We start from the raw sequence: 17,133 nt of genomic DNA, 5'->3' as shown, positions 1-17,133 counted from the left end.
ATAGTGAAAAATATTTTTAAATGAATAGCAATTTAAAATTTTTAAATAATTTTGTATAATTAATTTTGTGGGATAAATACGAAAAAGTTAAGGGGGAGAAGTATGAAGCGGGAAGATTTAATTGCACCAGAAAAGTATAATCTTGTTTCTGAAATGGAGCGTTTTGCCAAAGAACCGAACAGAGTCGCATTGAAGTGGGAGAATGAGACTGGAGAGACAAAACAAGTTACATATCAGCAATTAATGAAGAAGGTTAACCAAGCTGGGAATGTTTTCGCCAAGAATGGTTTAAACAGGGGCGATGTGGTCCTTGTAATCGTGCCCCGTCTGATTGAAGCATATGTTGTTTATTTAGCCGCATTAAAAGCTGGAATGGTTGTCATTCCAAGCTCTGAAATGTTAAAGGAAAAAGACCTGAAGTATCGTATTACACACGGTGATGTTAAGGGGATCATTAGTTATTATCCATTCGTTGATCAATTTGAAAATATAACGGCACCACAAGCTTTGGTGAAATTTACTATCGGGGGGTCTGAAGAAGGCTGGATTCATTTGGACGAAGAGATGAAAGATGCATCAGAAGAATTGGTGCTCGCAGATACGTTTAGAGACGATATGGCATTTTTGTCCTATACCTCCGGCACAACAGGGAATCCTAAAGGGGTTGTTCATACGCACGGATGGGCCTATGCTCATTTAAAAACAGCTGCGCCAAAGTGGCTTTGTATTGAAGATGGTGATACGGTTTGGGCAACTGCGGGTCCAGGCTGGCAAAAATGGATTTGGAGTCCCTTCCTATCGGTACTTGGCTCGGGAGGAACAGGATTAGTCTACAACGGAAAATTTGATCCGAAAAAATATTTGAGCCTCCTTCAAAAATATGATGTCAATGTCCTTTGTTGTACACCTACCGAATATCGATTAATGGCGAAGGTAGATAATTTAGCTGATTATCAATTGCCAAATCTTCATAGTGCGGTTTCAGCAGGTGAACCTTTAAATAGAGAGGTTATTAATACGTTTAGAAAGCATTTTAATATTGATGTCCGTGATGGTTATGGACAAACTGAAAATACCTTGCTAGTAGGCGTTACAAAAGGGATGGAATTGAAGTCTGGATCCATGGGCAAGCCGACACCTGGAAATAGAGTTGAAATCATTAACGAAGAAGGCCGGGTTTGTGCTGTCGGAGAAGTGGGCGATATTGCCGTCCATGTAGAAACTCCAGCTCTTTTCAAAAATTATTACAAAGATCCAGAAAGAACGGCAATGCAGTTCCGAGGTGACTATTATGTAACAGGCGATAAAGCCAAAATGGATCAAGATGGCTACTTCTGGTTTGAAGGCCGCGGTGATGATATTATCATTAGCTCGGGCTATACAATTGGACCATTTGAAGTGGAGGATGCGCTCGTTAAACATCCATTTGTTAAGGAATGTGCCGTCGTGGCAAGCCCTGATGAAATTCGTGGCTTTATTGTCAAAGCATTTGTGGTCTTACAAGAGGATATTGATTCAACGGACCCAGAATTAACAAAGAACTTGCAGGAGCATGTCAAAACACTTACAGCTCCATATAAGTACCCTAGAAAAATAGAATATTTGAGTGAACTTCCAAAAACAACCTCAGGGAAAATCCGTCGAATTGAACTCCGCAAAAAGGAACTCGAGGCGGCTAAACAAGTTTAGGTTAATATATAAAGTTCATTGTTGATTTTGGCATTATGTTGATTGGAGCGGAAGGCGCGAAGACTCCTGCGGGAGGACGGGGTAGGGGAGACCCCGCAGGCGCTTAGCACCGAGGAGGCTCCCCGGACCGCCCGCGAACCGCCCGCGCCTGGAGCGGAAATTAACAGGCAAGTTTAACAGAGATAATATTTCAAGGAAGCAGGCGGAATTCCGTCTGCTTTTTAATGGAAGCAAAAAATTCCCCATTTCACAATGTTTCGAGTTATAATAGAAATTATTTCGAAACTAGAAAGAATAGGGGCTCGAAAACAGATGAAAAAGACTGAAACGCAAAAAGGAGTCATTTATGCCGGCTTTTCTTACTTGTTGTGGGGATTATTGCCGATTTATTGGAAGCTTTTAGACAATGTTAATGCCAAGGAAATTTTAGCGAGCCGTGTTTTATGGTCGTTTATTTTTATGATCATCATTCTCTTCCTAACCAAAAAATTAGGGCTATTTCTTCAAACCATTAAAGGGTTCGCTAAGAATAAAAAACAAATGTATGCCCTGACGATTGCCTCCTTATTAATAAGTGTGAATTGGTTCATATATATTTGGGCGGTTAATAGTGGTCATATGATTGAAGCTAGCCTTGGATATTATATCAATCCATTAATTAGTATTTTATTAGGTATGATTGTTCTTAAGGAAAAATTAACTATTTATCAATACGTCTCTTTCATTTTAGCTGCAATAGGGGTATTGATTATTTCCATTTCGCATGGTCAGTTTCCGTGGATTGCCATTTCTTTGGCCCTATCCTTTGGATTGTATGGTTTAGCGAAAAAGTTAATAAACGTTGATTTTGCAGTCGGATTAACATTAGAAACACTGGTTGTTACACCTGTTGCCGCCATCTATATTGGTTACTTATTTATGAATGGATCCAATTCCTTTATAACATCAGGAATCCAAACCGATCTGCTTTTAATCGGTGCTGGAGTTGCAACAGCAGTGCCGCTTCTTTATTTTGCAAAAGGAGCACAAAAAATTCCCTTATCTTTATTAGGATTTCTCCAATATATTGCACCTACATTAACCTTATTATTAGGGGTATTTATCTATCATGAACATTTTTCAAAAATACAACTTCTATCCTTTATGTTCATCTGGTCCGCGTTAACAATTTATTCCCTTTCAAAAACAAAACTATTGTCTCCACAATGGTTACATTTGCGAAAAGAAAAGAGCACGAGTATATAATGAAAAAACCTTATCCCTGACATAGGATAAGGTTTTTTTAGCTTTATAAAAAAGTCCGTTTCACTTTTTCCCAGAAGGAGTTGTCTTTTAGTTTGAGTGTTTTTAACTTTCTATCACTTATTCTTATGCTGATTTTCTCAACGTGTCGAATGCTTAATGCTTCATTATCCATCCCCATGGTTGGATGATCATTGCCTTCGGATATTACTTTGAGTGTAAGTGTCCTTTCATTTCCAACAATAAAGGAGGAACCTAATGTCCGGTAACTGTTTGTATTTAGGGATGCTACTTCACTAACCTGCATGCAGGGTAGAAGGGGGTCAACAATCGACCCGTTCACCGATTTGTTATAAGCAGTACTTCCAGTTGGTGTGGCAACAATTAGTCCATCCCCGCGGAAAGTTTCTAAATGGAGCTGGTTAATAAAGACATCTACCACTAGTGTCTTTATGATTGAAGAGCGGATGCTGAATTCGTTTAAGCAAGGAAAAGTACCTTGCCCATCAACAGAAACCTCAATTAGCGGATACCGACGGACTTTTATATTTTCATTTGTAATAATAACGTCAATCATTTTTGAAATATCATTAATTCGGAAATCACAATACATATTCAAACTATCATTGGTTGAAATCCCCATATAAAGGCAATCATCACGGAAGCCTGTTTTCCTAACAGCTTGTAGAAATGTGCCGTCATCACCTACACTGGCAATAATATTAGCGTTTCGGTAATCGCTGACAATCGTAAAGCCATACCGGTTTGCAACTTCCACTAGAGGAGCTACCTTTGAAAGCATGTCCGCATCCCGTTTGTGATACAAGAAAATATTACGTCTATTTCCCATTTTATGTACCCCCTGTAAAAAGATGAGATAATTGTAACATGATTATCCAACCGATAAATAATCTTTGGCAAAATAATGTTAGTCTGAAATTAGTTTAGCATTTTATAGAAACAATATAAAAGCAGGACATAAATTTTAGACAAAAGAAAAAGGGGGACTTACATTTCTATGAATGGAAAACGGTGGGCCGCTTTAGGGATTGCGGCAGCGTTATTTTTTGTTTCTGTGGTAATTAATTTTTTATCTGCTACTGCTTTTAAAGGAATACAAACTGATTTTACCGACTTTATGGCATCAGCTGAGCAGCCTTTTACGGAAGAGGTTGTCAAAGAAGGCAACGAATTAAAGAAAATAGTGATTCTCGATGTAAATGGTGTCATTCAGGACACAGGGGAATCAGCTTCTTTGCTTGGAAGTTCAGGCTATAATCATCAGGATTTTATGAAAAAGTTAAACTACATAAACGAAGATGATTCTGTAAAAGGGATAATTGTAAAGGTTAACTCACCGGGCGGCGGCGTGGTTGAAAGTGCAGAGATTCACGATAAGCTAGTGGAAATTCAAAAAAACAGTAAAAAACCAGTCTATATATCAATGGGTTCAATGGCAGCATCAGGAGGATATTATATTTCAACTGCTGCAAAAAAGATTTATGCAAGTCCTGAGACGATGACGGGCAGCCTTGGGGTTATTATGGAAGGCATCAATTATGAAGGTCTTGCTGATAAGTATGGGGTTGATTTTGTCACCATAAAAAGTGGCAAGCATAAGGACATTATGAGCCCAACAAGAAAAATGACAGATGAAGAACGGCAAATATTACAGTCGATGATCAATAATTCCTATGAAGGATTTGTCAAAGTGATTTCAGAAGGGCGTAACTTGCCAGTCGCCCAGGTGAAAAAAATTGCTGACGGCCGTGTTTACGATGGACGACAAGCGAAGGATTTACACCTAATTGATGGATTTGGCTACTTAGACGATGTAGTGAAGCTTATGAAAAAACAAGAAAAGCTCAAAGGTGCGCAGGTGGTCCGTTATTCAGATTCTCTTGGTTTGGGTTCTTTATTTACTATGCAGGCAAAGAAATTTATGGGTGAAAACGTTGAAATGGCCGGATTAATGCAAATACTTTCGAAGCCGAATTCTCCACGTCTCATGTATCTGTATGCAGAATAGGGGGGCTAATTAATGGAAATAAATGAATATCAAGAAACCACGACTGAAAGAAAGGAAAATTATACCGTTCGGTATGCGGGCTTCTGGATGCGCTTTTGGGCGTATCTGCTTGATTTAGTGGTCGTAGGAAGCATTGTACGGCTGCTAATTAAACCTATATTTCGATTATTGGATATTCCTTTATCAGAAACCAATATGTTTGCGCCAGTATCCATTTCATCGGCGGTCATCTTTTATTTATATTTCGTCTTGATGACAAAATATTTTAATCAAACCCTTGGGAAAATGGTGTTTGGATTGAAGGTAGTCGATTTAAAAAATAATCAATTGACTTGGGGAACCATTCTCTTTCGAGAATGGATCGGCCGATTTATATCGGCAACGATTATCTTTGGATATATCATTGTCGCTTTTTTACCAAAAAAACAGGGCTTGCATGATCTCTTCACTGACACGACAGTTATCCATGTGGAACGGTGAAAATAAACCTATCAACAATTGTTGGTAGGTTTATTTTTTTGTATAAAAGCAAATACTACCCGCTGAAAGGTTGTGATTGAAATTGTTTTGGGTGCTCCTGGTTTTGTCCATTCTATTGCTCTTATTCATTCTCATTCTTTTTACTAAATTAACGATCCTTATTAATTATTATCATCATAATGACAACGACGAGCTAAAGATAAAATTAAAGATATGGTTCGGGTTAATAAAATATACAATTAATGTTCCGTTAATAAAAGTGGATGATAATTCTCCTAGCATAGTTGTAGAAAGTAATACTAAAATGGGCGATTCCGCAGGAGAATCAACTAAAAAAGGCTCGAATCAAATCACCACTGAAGATGTGGAGACTAATTTATCAAATGCCAAAAAATTACTTAATCATGTGTTCGGATTACATCGTATTGTCAGGAAATTTTTTCGGAAGGTCACAATGAAAGGCTTAGAATGGAATACGCTGATTGGTCTAGGAGATGCGGCGCACACTGGGACAATAACCGGAGCAATATGGGCCTTTAAGGGGAGCATCATAGGGCTTCTCAGTCATTATTTCAAACTTAAAGAAATGCCCAAAATAACGGTTACCCCACACTTTCAAGCAGCCGTAATTCAAACAAGATTTACATGTATTATTCAGTTTCGTATCGGGTATGCTATTCTAGCAGGATTAAAACTGTTTAGATTCTGGAAGGGCGGACTTCCGCACTTTAAAAAGAAAACTAATTTTGCAAATGATAAAACAAAATCCGTTTGAAAAAGGAGGAAACAGCCATGTCTGACCACCCAATTCAAGGTTTGATGACAACTGCAATGGAAAGTTTGAAAGAAATGATTGACGTTAATACGATTATAGGGGACCCAGTTGAGACCCCAGACGGCAGTGTTATTTTGACAGTATCGAAAGTAGGCTTTGGATTTGCTGCAGGTGGTAGTGAATTTAAGCTCGAAGGATCTCAAAGTCAAGGTCAAGGTCAAGGACAAGGACAAGGAAAAGAACAAGGTCAAGGACAAAGTAAAGGTTCATCCCATCCATTTGGGGGAGGGAGCGGGGGCGGTGTTTCTATTACCCCAATTGCTTTTTTAATTGTCAACTCTCATGGAGTTAAAATGCTTCACCTAGATGAAAGCACCCATTTGTATGAGAAAATACTTGAACTTGCTCCATCAGCGATTGATAAAATTCAGCAAATGTTCTCAAAAAAGGACCAAGGCCAACAGCAAAATAGTTCGCAAGGAACTAAAAACGAGAATAAACCAAAAGCAGAGCTTGAATTATAGTAGGAAAGGTTAATCTTCCAGAGGATTAGGAAGGTTAACTTTTTTCATGTAGCTAAACAGATGCTTATGATTTTCGATTAAGTCTAAATAATTGCAAAATAGATTTTGAAAAGATATATTTACACTGTACATATTTGAAGTGAAGTGGTTTACAACAATCGCTTGAACTTGGATACGACAAAGGAGGATGTATTATGGCAAATGTAACATTTAAAGGAAACCCAATTACTCTATTAGGCAATGAAGTAAAGGTAGGGGACAAAGCGCCTAACTTCACTGTCCTAGCGAATGACTTATCAGCAGTATCATTAGAGAATACAAAGGGTCAAGTGCGTTTAATTACTTCCGTCCCATCTTTGGATACGGGTGTGTGTGATGCAGAAACACGCCGGTTTAATGAAGAAGCAAACAGCTTAGGCAACGTGAAAATTTTAACTGTAAGCATGGACTTACCATTTGCACAAAAGCGCTGGTGTGCTGCAAGCGGGATAGAAAATGTTCAAACGTTATCTGATCACCGTGACCTTTCATTTGGAGAAGCATATGGGGTTGCTATCCAAGAATTAAGACTACTGGCTCGTGCTGTATTTGTTGTTGATTCAAATGATACAGTGACATATGTTGAGTATGTTAGTGAAGCAACAAACCACCCTAACTACGAAGCAGCAATTGAAGCTGCAAAGGCTGCAAAATAGTAAAGCAGAAGGCCTCGGTATTGCGAGGCCTTTTTGTTTGCTTAAAACTTGTATAAAATAGCTATACTCGATTAAAATGGATAAGGAATTTAAAGAGGGAGGGGAAAAGATGAACGTTTCTCCAGTAGAACAACTTTTTACGCTATTTAATGAAACAGCACTTCTTTTACAGGAAGAACTTAATTGTACATATTTAGAGGCACTTGCAGAAACTGGCGAGAATTTATTTCATGGCTCTATCCTTCAGGCTGAGGTCAGCGAACTAACAGAAAAAAGGATTAAGAAACAATATGAACAGATCAATTTAAACAAATTTTCAAACGAGGAACTTCGAAAGGCATATCAGCTTGTCATTTTAAAAGGGATGAAAGAAAGTGTTCAGCCTAACCATCAAATGACACCTGATACAGTGGGGATGCTTGTCGGTTATTTAGTAAATAGATTTATGAAACAGTCAACATTCCGCTTGCTTGACCCAGCAGTAGGAACCGGTAATTTGTTAACAACTGTATTAAATCACCTGCAAAAAAAAGTAGATTCTATCGGTGTGGAGATTGATGACCTGTTAATTAAGCTTGCCTATGTTAATGCAAATTTACAAGAGCACCCTATTCAACTCTTCAATCAAGACAGCCTTGAGCCACTGCTTATCGACCCCGTAGATGCGGTCATCGGTGATTTACCTGTTGGATATTATCCGAATGATGTCAGAGCAGCGGAGTATCAAGTTAAGGCAGATGAGGGACATACCTATTCCCATCATTTATTCATTGAGCAAAGTGTCATGTATACAGCACCTGGTGGGTATTTATTCTTTATTATTCCTAATGGTTTATTTGAAAGTGAACAAGCCTCTCAACTAAGTGAATTCTTTAAAGAGCATGTCATTGTGCAAGGATTGTTACAATTACCTACGAGCATGTTTAATAATAAAAACACAGCTAAGAGTATCATCATCCTTCAAAAAAAGGGTTTAGGCGTGCAACCGCCAAAGCAGGCATTACTTGTCGATTTGCCTAGCCTTTCGAATGCAGTAGAAATGGATAAAATACTATCTAAAATGGAAAAATGGTTCCAAGAGAACAAAGGATGAACAGGGTTTAAACCTTGCTCATCCTTTTTTTTCTGAGTGTTATAAATCTTATAAAATTACCGAAATATGTGAATATATTAACATTCGTAATGTAAACGCTGCCATGTGAATTATACCTTGAAATATAATATACACAATGATTAAATGAGGAAGGAAATAATCAAGAGCGGTTTGAGCAAAATAATGTTGTACTAACAAAAATAACTCCAAACCAGTGTTGTTATATAAAAGGAGCGGTAACAAAAATGGCAAAAATTATTGCAATTAATGCAGGAAGCTCTTCCTTGAAGTTTCAATTGTTTGAAATGCCAAGCGAAGATGTTATTACAAAAGGATTAATTGAAAGAATCGGTTTGAATGATTCGATTTTTAATATTACAGTAAATGGAGAAAAAATCCAAGAAATCAGTGATATTCCTGATCATGAAGTCGCGGTTAAAATGCTTTTGGATAAACTAACCACCTTAGGAATTATCAAATCACTTGATGAGATTGTCGGAATGGGACACCGAGTAGTCCATGGTGGTGAAACATTTAATGACTCAGTGCTTATCACAGATGAAGTATTAAAGAAAATTGATGAATTATCAGAACTTGCACCTCTGCATAACCCAGCAAATCTTACAGGAATTACAGCTTTCATGAGTGTGCTCCCAAATGTTCCTGCAGTAGCTGTTTTTGATACGGCTTTCCACCAAACGATGCCAGAAAGTTCTTACCTGTATAGCCTGCCAATGGAGTATTACGAAAAGTATGGCATTCGTAAGTATGGCTTTCATGGAACATCACATAAATATGTTTCACAACGTGCTGCAGAGTTACTAGGTCGACCCGTTGAACAACTTCGCCTTATTTCATGTCATTTAGGGAATGGAGCAAGTATTGCTGCGATTGAAAGCGGTATGTCGATTGATACATCTATGGGCTTCACACCACTTGCAGGGGTAACGATGGGAACTCGCTCAGGTAATATTGACCCTGCACTCATTCCTTATATTATGGAAAAAACAAATAAAACAGCGGATGAAGTCCTTGATGTTTTGAATAAAAAGAGTGGTATGCTCGCTATGTCAGGCTTCTCTAGTGATTTAAGGGATATTGAAATTGAAGCGAAAAAGGGGAATGACCGCGCTCAACTTGCTCTAGATGTATTTGCAAACCGTATCCATAAATACATCGGTTCCTATGCTTCAAGAATGAATGGTGTAGATGCGATTATTTTCACAGCTGGTATCGGTGAAAATAGTGATACGATTAGGGAGAAGATCTTAAGAGGCCTTGAATTCATGGGTGTTTATTGGGACCCTGCTTTGAACAAAGTGAGAGGCGAAGAAACATTCATAAACTATCCACACTCACCAGTTAAAGTATTAATTATACCGACTAATGAAGAAGTAATGATTGCTAGAGACGTCGTTCGATTAGCAAATACTCATTAATAAACAGAAGGCAAAAGCTAATTTAATGGCTTTTGCCTTTTGACTTTTTATCCTTTTATTTCATTGTGATATACTGGAGATAGAAAGCCTTGCTGTGGAGGGGAATCGATCATGCCATTAACAGACCGTGAAGCAAAGGTCTTGAATGAAATACAGAATTGGGAAAGAAATTTACGTGATTTTGAGCCCAATGATTTCCAATTAACTTATGAAAAATATCTGCAACAATCATTCTTATTATTACCTGAAAAGGTTCAACGGCAATTCTTTACTGTTATTGATAGTTTGCTGTTTCATTTACATAATATGATACAAGGCTCGCAGCTTCAGATGGATGCAAAGGAGAGAATTCTTTCTGCGGGTAGGATATTCCATAAAGACTTAGATAAAGTAGAAGACTTACGCCAATTAAAAATTGAGCAATTACAATACATTGCAGAGCAGCAAATTGCGAGGCATCGTCTATACTCTTTTGCTCAAGGTGGTTTAGCTGGGACTGGTGGTCCACTTCTTCTAAGCACAGACATACCAGCAATAGCCGTTATTAATTTAAGGGCCGTTCAATTAATTGCAATGACCTATGGGATTGAGGTTAATACCCCGTTTGAAATGATGACCTCTCTGAAGGTGTTTCATACGGCAACATTGCCGCCAAGGCTTCAACTAGAGGGATGGACCTCGTTGATGGATGAATTGGAGAATCGGGATGATTATTATTTTTATAAAGGAAATGAAGAAATTATAGATATTACATGGATTGAACAGCCAGTGCAGCAACTATTGAAAGCGTTGGTTATTACATTGTTTCGAAAAAAGATGATACAAGGTATCCCGCTTGTCAGTATGGCGATTGGTGCTGGCGCTAATTATCAGTTAACGAGAAAGGTAACTGATTTAGCCCATAAATATTACCAACTTCGCTACCTAAAAGAAAAAGAGGAGTTTGTTGGATGAGTACTCAAGAACATAAAAAGGAAGCCCCAAGGACGGTTAATTGTAAAGTAATCACAGTTAGTGATACCAGAAATAGCGAAACAGACAAAAGTGGTAAACTGATGATGGACCTGCTTGAACAAGCTGGTCACAAAATTATAGATTACGTGATTGTAAAAGATGAGGCCGCACCAATTCATGATGAAATAGTAATGGGCTGTTCAAAAGAAGAAATTGATGTCATTTTAACAAATGGCGGCACAGGGATTGCTAAGCGAGACGTAACGATAGAAACCGTACAAAATCTACTAGATAAAGAAATTGTTGGATTTGGAGAATTGTTCAGGATGTTAAGCTATCAAGACGATATTGGCAGCGCTGCAATTCTTTCAAGGGCCATTGCGGGTGTGATAAAAAATAAAGCCGTATTCTCCACCCCAGGCTCAACTGGTGCAGTGAAACTAGCGATGAATAAATTAATTTTACCTGAACTTGGCCATGTAGTGAGAGAAATACAAAAAGACCTTTAATAGAGAAAACTCCCTTTTTCGATGGAGAAAGGGAGTTTTTTATTGATGGACTTTTGTTGAAAGAACTTCGTTTGCTCGGTACCATAGCCATAAATCATTAATAATCGAAGCTAGTTCCGCAATTTCTGTGTTCAGTTGACAGGAGCGAGGGAAATTACTTTCATTCGAAAGAAGTGCTTGTTTCTGATTAATTTGGATTTCTAGTTCTCCAATCCGGTCCGGGATAGAGCCGCGAACTTGTTCCCAATATAAGAGAATCTCTTCCTGTGTTTCTATGCTGTAATCAGCCAATTCCATTGTTAAATCGGGGAGCTGGATACCAAGACGTTCATCAAATGAAAAAAATTCTTTCATATAGTTGCCTCCAATCTGTTTATTAGTATTTTATTATACTATACATATATAAACCATTCTCTACAAACCTATTTTTAAGGTAAATTTAGTGTATAAAAAAGCACGAAGCATCATTGCTGCGTGCTTTTGAAAACTTCATATTTATTCGGAATCTTTGTCTGTGCGTACGACGAGAACGTCACAAGCTGCATATCGGGTGATATGTTCAGAAACACTGCCGATAAAGAACCTTTCCACTACATTTAATCCAGTAGCACCGCAGAGAATTAAATCAACATTGTGTTTTTTAGCCAAATCTCTAGGAATTCTTATTTTAGGAGAGCCGTAGTCTATTTCATATTGCACTTTTGTCAATCCTGCAACCTCCGCTTGTTTTAGATAATTTTCAAGCATATCTTTTGCAAGCTTTTCTGCCCGATCACCAATAACTGTATCGTAAGCCTCAATTAATGCAAACGTCCTAGTGTCAATAACATGGACTAATAATAGGGTGGCGTCATTTCTTTTGGCAATTTCAATTCCCTTTTTAAAAGCCCAATCTGCTTCTTTTGAACCATCAATAGCGACTAAAATATTCTGATATTGAAGTCCCATGATTTATCATCTCCTTACTTAAATTATACATTATTTAACAAGGAATAACTGTTGCAATTTTTCGAACAATAAAGAGGTAGTTTACAAAGGAAAGGAGATTGTCGGATGGTAAACCATGACCAGAATAAAAAGTTTTTGTTTGAGTTTGACGAACAGGGTACGATTGAAGTAAGCCAACAAATTATGAATTCGTATAATAGTGGTTTTATTGGCGAAGGAACAGCGATTGCTGATAATGAAGATTATTCTGGTACTGAGAGCTAAGTAAAAAATGTATTGATACTGAGGGACTGTCCAATATTGGGCAGTCTTTTTTTCTGGACATGTGTCTTGGGAATTTTTGCGATTACAGGCTAATACCCAAGAATATGCATATTCACTTGCATATTCTTTAATGTGTCAATTAATTAGAAATTGAGGAGGAGAATTATGAGTACAGAAATGTATGGAATGCCTAATAACGTTGATGTGCAATATGATTTGGTGAATCCTGCTGATGAAAGGATTCGTCCAGGGTTCGGAGGGTTCGGACATTTTGGTGGTTTCCATGGAGGATTCGGCCGTCCAGGATTTGGATTTGGTGGATTCGGCAGACCAGGATTTGGATTTGGTGGATTCGGCAGACCATTTGGATTCGGCTTTGGAAGACCCTTTGGATTTGGTTTTGGTAGACCATTTGGTTTTGGATTTGGGTTCCCATTCTTAACTGGCTTAGCAGCAGGTGCCTTATTAGCTCCAGGTTACGGTTACGGTTACGGATATCCTTACTATCCACCATACCCATACCCGTACCCATACCCTTATTATCCTTATTATTAATGAATCATTAAAACATAGGCTTTGCCATAATCGGCAAAGCTTTTGCTGTATTTTTTATGGAATTAAAATGTGTATTTGTTATCATCAACGAGAATACATCTAACTTATGAAAAAGGTTATAATAAAATTGGCTTGGTCTATTTTTCTATGAATAAAAATACTTGGAGGGAAACACATGCGGATCGGAGTACCTACGGAAATCAAAAATAATGAAAACCGTGTAGCCATGACACCTGCTGGAGTGGTCAACCTGGTGAAATTTGGTCATGAGGTTTTTATTGAAAAAGGAGCAGGGCTAGGCTCAGGTTTTTTAAATGAGGATTATGAAACAGCAGGTGCGAAATTAGTAGATACAGCAGAAGAAGCATGGTCCATGGAAATGGTGATGAAGGTTAAAGAACCGCTTCCTAGCGAATATAAATACTTCCGAGAAGGCTTAATATTATTTACATACTTACATCTTGCACCTGAACCAGAATTAACCAAAGCATTGATTGATAAAAAAGTAGTGGGTATAGCCTATGAAACGGTTCAGTTACCTAATAGAAGTTTACCATTATTGACACCGATGAGTGAGGTCGCTGGAAGAATGGCTGCTCAAATTGGTGCTCAATTCCTTGAGAAGGTTCATGGAGGGATGGGTATTCTTCTATCAGGAGTCCCAGGAGTCCAAAGAGGAACAGTAACTATTATTGGCGGCGGTGTGGCTGGAACGAATGCGGCTAAAATGGCGATTGGTTTAGGTGCAAAAGTGACCATTATTGATTTAAATCCAGATCGACTTCGTCAATTAGATGATATTTTTGGATCCGATGTGACAACCTTAATGTCCAATCCTTATAATATTGCTGAAGCAGTAAGGGAGTCGGATTTGGTCATTGGTGCTGTTCTTATTCCAGGGGCCAAAGCACCGAAACTTGTAACGGAAGCGATGATTCAATCCATGAAACCTGGCAGTGTCGTTGTCGATATTGCCATCGACCAAGGTGGAATTTTTGAAACAACTGATCGGATTACTACTCATGATAATCCAACCTATGTGAAGCATGATGTTGTCCATTATGCTGTTGCCAATATGCCTGGTGCAGTACCAAGAACATCAACCATTGCGCTAACAAACGTAACCGTACCATATGCGGTTCAAATTGCCAACAAGGGGTATAAACAAGCATGTCTCAGCAATGAAGCATTATTGAAGGGTATCAACACACTAGGCGGGTATGTGACTTATGAAGCAGTCGCAGACGCACACGGACTTGAATTTTTAGATACCAAAACATTGTTGGAAAAATAATGATTAACTAGCAAGGAGGAGGGACGGATATGTCCCTCCTCCTTTTTATAAAGGGTTTCTACGTGCCCGAAAAGAGCCAGGACCAGAGAAAAGGGTAACGTAGAGAGGTTCTACGTGCCCGAAAAGAGCCAGGACCAGAGAAAAAGGTAACGTAGAGGGTTTCTACGTGCCCGAAAAGAGCCAGGACCAGAGAAAAGGGTAACGTAGAGGGGTTCTACGTGCCCGAAAAGAGCCAGGATCAGAGAAAAGGGTAACGTAGAGGAGTTCTACGTGACTGAAAAGAGCCAGGAACTTTGAACCAGGGCACATTTGGCGTATAAAGTCTAAAATTATTAACAAAGCATTTAATAAAAATAAAACCAGCTCCTAAAAAGGAACTGGTTTAATAAAACTAAATATGTAGCCGCATTTGCCGTATTAATATAAGAAAGTTTTAAACCACCACTCCTCAAAGTGGGTGTTCTCAGAAACTTTTCTGCATGTCCTCCAGGTCTTATAGACAGAGGCTTGTCATACGAGCTCCAATGGTTAAACTCCCTTTTACAGCTTAAAGGTTAAAACTTTATTATGACTACGAACAACGCAGCTTGTATTTATATAATATATCAACTCTTCACAGATTTCAATGTAAAAAAAGTCCAAAAGAAATTATTTAATGATCTGTAACTCTTTTGGGAATTTCGTTAGGACTTTTGCCCCATCTGCTGTAATAAACACATCGTCTTCAATGCGAACACCAGCCACATTTGGTACATAGATACCTGGTTCAATCGTGTATACCATACCTTCTTCAATAATAAGGTCATTTGTCTCGGTTAGAGATGGGTATTCATGCACGCTTATCCCGAGGCCATGCCCAAGGCGGTGTGGAAAATACTCTCCGAATCCGGCTTCAGCAATGATTCGACGGGCAGTTAAGTCCACTTCGGCTGCACGAACCCCTGGAATGCTTGCTTCAATGGCAGCAAGCTGGGCTTTTAATACGGTGTCATAGATTTCCTGTTGCTTGTCATTAATGTCCCCATAAGCAACCGTTCTAGTGATATCAGAACAATACCTGTCAACGACCACTCCCAAATCAAATAAAACAAGATCGCCTTTTTGAATTTTTGTTTCTCCAGGGTTTCCATGAGGGGAAGCTGCATTTGCCCCGGTAAGCACCATTGTCGAAAACGACATTTCGGTCACACCCTTTTGTTTTAGGGCGTATTCTAAGGCATTAAGTATTTCCAACTCCGTTCTGCCTTCCTTGATTTCACTAGCACCGAATTCAACTGCGTAATCGGCCAGGGCACAGGCCTCTTCAATGGTTTTTAACTCCTTGGCATCTTTAATCATTCGAAGCATTCGTAATTTTTCTTCTGCAGAAACAAATGATGCTTGCGGGAATAACTTTGAGAGTTGTTCATAACGTTCCACATTCATATGCTCTTTTTCAATAGCTGCTTTTGCCACATGGTTTATTCTTTTATTGATGGAATTTAGAATCATTTCCCATGGATTGTCAATGTCGCTATAGCCGAGAATTTCATAGTCCCAGCCAGAACGTTTGGTATCATGGACTTCCATTCCAGGGCAGACTAGGAATGGCTCGTCCGTCTGAAAAACGGCCAGTGCAAGCAAGCGTTCATGTGGATTGGTGTAATATCCGCTTAAATAAAATACATTCTCTGATGAGGTTAGGAAGCTAACTTCAATATCGTTTTCTCTCATCCATGTTTGAAGCTTAGTTAATCGTTGATTCATTTTTACTCCCCCTATGTAATTCATGTCCTATGATGAGATTATCAATTAAAACTTGAAATGTAAACTAACTGACCACCTTGTACTTATCCTTGCTTAAAATCAATATATTAGGATTAAACTAGAGATATGGCAGGAATTCCAGTGATTGTATGGAAGTATATACTGTATGAAAACCGAGAGGAGCAAGTCTAATGAAAATTTCGTATCATGGACATTCAGTTGTACAAATTCAAACTAACGGGAAAACCATCTTAATTGACCCCTTCATAAATGGTAATCAATTGACGGACTTGAAAGTGGAGGAACTAAGACCAGATGTCATTATTTTATCGCATGGTCACAATGACCATGTCGGGGATACGGTTGAGCTGGCAAAGAAAAATAACTCCCTTGTCGTTGCTAACCACGAAATTTCTACCTTCTTAAGCTGGCAGGGAGTTAATACCCATGGCATGCACATTGGTGGTGCCCATCAATTTGAGTTTGGCAAAGTTAAACTAACTCAGGCCTTTCATGGATCAAGCTTTACAACAGAAAATAATGAACTCATCTATTGCGGCATGCCTGCTGGAATCTTATTTATGAATGAAGGAAAGACGATTTATCATGCTGGTGATACGGGGTTATTTTCAGATATGAAGTTGATTGGTGAGCGCCATCCGATTGAAGTAGCCTTCCTGCCCATAGGTGATAATTTTACAATGGGGCCTGAAGATGCAGCATTCGCAGCAAAGCTGTTAAAAGCAAAAACAGTTGTACCGATCCACTACAATACCTTCCCGCCAATCAAACAAGACCCGTTTAAGTTTATTGAGATGCTGGAAGATAAAAACGGTAAAGTACTCCAACCAGGGGAAGCCATCGAAATTTAATTGTTCTTAGGTGATTTACATACTT

The 17,133-nt window shown here is 38.6% G+C and carries 19 protein-coding genes and 1 other RNA gene; 15 read left to right on the top strand and 5 right to left on the bottom strand.

Going from position 1 to position 17,133, the window contains the following annotated elements; all coding sequences use genetic code 11:
* The first annotated feature begins 102 nt into the window (after positions 1-102).
* Positions 103-1,689: an acyl-CoA synthetase MbcS gene (gene mbcS / locus AB7942_RS12000; RefSeq protein WP_369447027.1), complete on the top strand. Its 1,587-nt coding sequence runs from the start codon at positions 103-105 to the stop codon at positions 1,687-1,689.
* Positions 1,690-2,001: 312 nt separating this feature from the next.
* Positions 2,002-2,934, top strand: a complete 933-nt coding sequence (gene rarD, locus AB7942_RS11995; protein ID WP_369447026.1) for an EamA family transporter RarD — start codon at positions 2,002-2,004, stop codon at positions 2,932-2,934.
* A 43-nt stretch (positions 2,935-2,977) separates the two neighbouring features.
* Here the strand turns inward: rarD and AB7942_RS11990 are convergent, their stop codons facing one another.
* The gene (locus AB7942_RS11990) at positions 2,978-3,781 is read right to left on the bottom strand and encodes an NAD kinase (RefSeq protein WP_369447025.1); all 804 of its coding nucleotides are present in this window, start codon (positions 3,779-3,781) and stop codon (positions 2,978-2,980) included.
* A gap of 168 nt (positions 3,782-3,949) precedes the next feature.
* Between AB7942_RS11990 and sppA the strand changes: the two genes are divergently transcribed.
* The 9 genes from sppA (at position 3,950) to AB7942_RS11945 (ending at position 11,429) form a co-directional block, all read left to right on the top strand.
* The gene (gene sppA, locus AB7942_RS11985; protein ID WP_369447024.1) at positions 3,950-4,960 is read left to right on the top strand and encodes a signal peptide peptidase SppA; all 1,011 of its coding nucleotides are present in this window, start codon (positions 3,950-3,952) and stop codon (positions 4,958-4,960) included.
* A 12-nt stretch (positions 4,961-4,972) separates the two neighbouring features.
* A complete protein-coding gene (locus AB7942_RS11980; protein WP_369447023.1) occupies positions 4,973-5,440 on the top strand; it encodes an RDD family protein in 468 nt (155 codons plus the stop codon).
* A gap of 103 nt (positions 5,441-5,543) precedes the next feature.
* Positions 5,544-6,215, top strand: coding sequence for a DUF2953 domain-containing protein (locus AB7942_RS11975; protein ID WP_369447022.1), 672 nt, complete (start codon positions 5,544-5,546; stop codon positions 6,213-6,215).
* 17 nt (positions 6,216-6,232) lie between these two features.
* Positions 6,233-6,739 (top strand): GerW family sporulation protein, encoded by a 507-nt coding sequence (gene ytfJ, locus AB7942_RS11970; protein WP_369447021.1) that lies wholly within the window; start codon positions 6,233-6,235, stop codon positions 6,737-6,739.
* A 194-nt stretch (positions 6,740-6,933) separates the two neighbouring features.
* Complete coding sequence (tpx, locus tag AB7942_RS11965) at positions 6,934-7,434, top strand: thiol peroxidase (protein ID WP_369447020.1); 501 nt, start codon at positions 6,934-6,936, stop codon at positions 7,432-7,434.
* Positions 7,435-7,543: 109 nt separating this feature from the next.
* On the top strand, positions 7,544-8,527 hold the full coding sequence (locus AB7942_RS11960) for a class I SAM-dependent methyltransferase (protein ID WP_369447019.1): 984 nt from the start codon (positions 7,544-7,546) through the stop codon (positions 8,525-8,527).
* A gap of 245 nt (positions 8,528-8,772) precedes the next feature.
* Positions 8,773-9,966 carry an acetate kinase gene (locus AB7942_RS11955; protein ID WP_369447018.1) on the top strand — a complete coding sequence of 398 codons (1,194 nt, stop codon included), beginning with the start codon at positions 8,773-8,775 and terminating at the stop codon, positions 9,964-9,966.
* A 111-nt stretch (positions 9,967-10,077) separates the two neighbouring features.
* On the top strand, positions 10,078-10,920 hold the full coding sequence (locus AB7942_RS11950; RefSeq protein ID WP_369447017.1) for an EcsC family protein: 843 nt from the start codon (positions 10,078-10,080) through the stop codon (positions 10,918-10,920).
* Complete coding sequence (locus AB7942_RS11945) at positions 10,917-11,429, top strand: MogA/MoaB family molybdenum cofactor biosynthesis protein (RefSeq protein ID WP_369447016.1); 513 nt, start codon at positions 10,917-10,919, stop codon at positions 11,427-11,429. The genes AB7942_RS11950 and AB7942_RS11945 overlap by 4 nt, the downstream gene beginning before the upstream one ends.
* A 39-nt stretch (positions 11,430-11,468) precedes the next feature.
* On the opposite strand, the gene AB7942_RS11940 is transcribed toward AB7942_RS11945, so the two are convergent.
* Both AB7942_RS11940 and AB7942_RS11935 read right to left on the bottom strand, forming a co-directional pair.
* Entirely contained in the window at positions 11,469-11,783 is a 315-nt protein-coding gene (locus tag AB7942_RS11940; protein ID WP_369447015.1) for a hypothetical protein, read from the bottom strand.
* A 141-nt stretch (positions 11,784-11,924) separates the two neighbouring features.
* Complete coding sequence (locus AB7942_RS11935; RefSeq protein ID WP_369447014.1) at positions 11,925-12,377, bottom strand: universal stress protein; 453 nt, start codon at positions 12,375-12,377, stop codon at positions 11,925-11,927.
* A gap of 105 nt (positions 12,378-12,482) precedes the next feature.
* Here AB7942_RS11935 and AB7942_RS11930 point away from each other — a divergent pair, with 105 nt between their 5' ends.
* From AB7942_RS11930 to ald, 3 genes are all read left to right on the top strand, one after another.
* A complete protein-coding gene (locus AB7942_RS11930; protein WP_369447013.1) occupies positions 12,483-12,641 on the top strand; it encodes a hypothetical protein in 159 nt (52 codons plus the stop codon).
* Between the two features lie 165 nt (positions 12,642-12,806).
* A complete protein-coding gene (locus AB7942_RS11925; RefSeq protein ID WP_369447012.1) occupies positions 12,807-13,196 on the top strand; it encodes a hypothetical protein in 390 nt (129 codons plus the stop codon).
* Between the two features lie 175 nt (positions 13,197-13,371).
* Positions 13,372-14,490: an alanine dehydrogenase gene (gene ald / locus AB7942_RS11920; RefSeq protein ID WP_369447011.1), complete on the top strand. Its 1,119-nt coding sequence runs from the start codon at positions 13,372-13,374 to the stop codon at positions 14,488-14,490.
* Positions 14,491-14,886: 396 nt separating this feature from the next.
* On the opposite strand, the gene ssrS is transcribed toward ald, so the two are convergent.
* Positions 14,887-15,082, bottom strand: a non-coding RNA gene (gene ssrS, locus AB7942_RS11915) — 6S RNA.
* A gap of 56 nt (positions 15,083-15,138) precedes the next feature.
* Positions 15,139-16,236, bottom strand: coding sequence for a M24 family metallopeptidase (locus AB7942_RS11910; RefSeq protein WP_369447010.1), 1,098 nt, complete (start codon positions 16,234-16,236; stop codon positions 15,139-15,141).
* A 191-nt stretch (positions 16,237-16,427) separates the two neighbouring features.
* Between AB7942_RS11910 and AB7942_RS11905 the strand changes: the two genes are divergently transcribed.
* Positions 16,428-17,108: a metal-dependent hydrolase gene (locus AB7942_RS11905; protein ID WP_369447009.1), complete on the top strand. Its 681-nt coding sequence runs from the start codon at positions 16,428-16,430 to the stop codon at positions 17,106-17,108.
* The last annotated feature ends 25 nt before the right edge of the window (positions 17,109-17,133 follow it).

It is taken from the genome of Neobacillus sp. BF23-41 (assembly GCF_041106275.1).
The sequence above is the reverse complement of the archived record's forward strand: the minus strand, read 5'-3'. Positions and strand labels throughout refer to the sequence as shown.

Bases quoted from the DNA above. Each gene is read 5' to 3' on its own strand.
- tpx (WP_369447020.1), top strand. From the start codon at position 6,934: ATGGCAAATGTAACATTTAAAGGAAACCCAATTACTCTATTAGGCAAT.
- sppA (WP_369447024.1), top strand. From the start codon at position 3,950: ATGAATGGAAAACGGTGGGCCGCTTTAGGGATTGCGGCAGCGTTATTT.
- mbcS (WP_369447027.1), top strand. From the start codon at position 103: ATGAAGCGGGAAGATTTAATTGCACCAGAAAAGTATAATCTTGTTTCT.
- AB7942_RS11955 (WP_369447018.1), top strand. From the start codon at position 8,773: ATGGCAAAAATTATTGCAATTAATGCAGGAAGCTCTTCCTTGAAGTTT.
- AB7942_RS11945 (WP_369447016.1), top strand. From the start codon at position 10,917: ATGAGTACTCAAGAACATAAAAAGGAAGCCCCAAGGACGGTTAATTGT.
- AB7942_RS11960 (WP_369447019.1), top strand. From the start codon at position 7,544: ATGAACGTTTCTCCAGTAGAACAACTTTTTACGCTATTTAATGAAACA.
- ytfJ (WP_369447021.1), top strand. From the start codon at position 6,233: ATGTCTGACCACCCAATTCAAGGTTTGATGACAACTGCAATGGAAAGT.
- AB7942_RS11930 (WP_369447013.1), top strand. From the start codon at position 12,483: ATGGTAAACCATGACCAGAATAAAAAGTTTTTGTTTGAGTTTGACGAA.
- AB7942_RS11905 (WP_369447009.1), top strand. From the start codon at position 16,428: ATGAAAATTTCGTATCATGGACATTCAGTTGTACAAATTCAAACTAAC.
- ald (WP_369447011.1), top strand. From the start codon at position 13,372: ATGCGGATCGGAGTACCTACGGAAATCAAAAATAATGAAAACCGTGTA.
- AB7942_RS11990 (WP_369447025.1), bottom strand. From the start codon at position 3,781: ATGGGAAATAGACGTAATATTTTCTTGTATCACAAACGGGATGCGGAC.
- AB7942_RS11950 (WP_369447017.1), top strand. From the start codon at position 10,078: ATGCCATTAACAGACCGTGAAGCAAAGGTCTTGAATGAAATACAGAAT.
- AB7942_RS11935 (WP_369447014.1), bottom strand. From the start codon at position 12,377: ATGGGACTTCAATATCAGAATATTTTAGTCGCTATTGATGGTTCAAAA.
- AB7942_RS11910 (WP_369447010.1), bottom strand. From the start codon at position 16,236: ATGAATCAACGATTAACTAAGCTTCAAACATGGATGAGAGAAAACGAT.
- AB7942_RS11925 (WP_369447012.1), top strand. From the start codon at position 12,807: ATGAGTACAGAAATGTATGGAATGCCTAATAACGTTGATGTGCAATAT.
- rarD (WP_369447026.1), top strand. From the start codon at position 2,002: ATGAAAAAGACTGAAACGCAAAAAGGAGTCATTTATGCCGGCTTTTCT.
- AB7942_RS11980 (WP_369447023.1), top strand. From the start codon at position 4,973: ATGGAAATAAATGAATATCAAGAAACCACGACTGAAAGAAAGGAAAAT.
- AB7942_RS11940 (WP_369447015.1), bottom strand. From the start codon at position 11,783: ATGAAAGAATTTTTTTCATTTGATGAACGTCTTGGTATCCAGCTCCCC.